At 42.2% G+C, this 652-nt stretch carries 1 pseudogene; it reads right to left on the reverse strand.

The annotated features are described in order from the left end of the window. Window positions 1–609: pseudogene (locus JFQ59_RS12325) on the reverse strand (DDE-type integrase/transposase/recombinase); the annotation flags it as partial. Window positions 610–652 lie beyond the last annotated feature (43 nt).

A 652-nucleotide genomic window follows, 5' to 3' on the forward strand; every position in this document is an offset into this window, starting at 1 on the left:
GCAACGAATTGAGTTCCGTGATCGGTTAGGATTTCATCAGGTATGCCGTATTCAGCAAATCCTTTCCTGAGAACTTTGATTGTGTTCTCAGTTGTAGCGGAATTGAATAGCCCGTAACAAGTAATGAAACGGCTTGCATCGTCCATGAAGGCTATTATCCACCTATTTTTCCCGCTTATTTCGATTTGCTTCCAGTCTCCCTGCCACAAGCTCATTGAGTGTTCTCTTTCGTATCTTACCCCACTTCCTCCGCTTTTTCTTGTTCATGTTCTCCTCCACCAGATTGTGGTTTAGCAAGACTTTGTAGATGGTGTTGTGAGGGATGTGAATGCCATGATCTCTTTCTATCAACTTTTCCAGCAGTACTGGGCTTAGTTTGTATTTTTGGTAGGCTTGTAAGACGACGTCTTCTGTTTCTTCGGGTATTGGTTTTGGTTTTCTTCCTGCTTGCTTTAATTCTGGTATTTGACCGGTTTCTTCGTACTGTTTTTTAAGCTGGTAGATTCTTCTCGGTGTTACTCTCATCACAGCGGCTATTTCCTTTACTGGAGTCCCCTTGTCGAGTTGTCTGATTATCCATCTGATCTTCTTGTTCGTTAGCTTTCTCACAAGAGTTGGATGTTGGGTTGTGAAATAATTTTGGGATACTACA

This window comes from Archaeoglobus neptunius, assembly GCF_016757965.1.
Lineage (GTDB): Archaea > Halobacteriota > Archaeoglobi > Archaeoglobales > Archaeoglobaceae > Archaeoglobus > Archaeoglobus neptunius.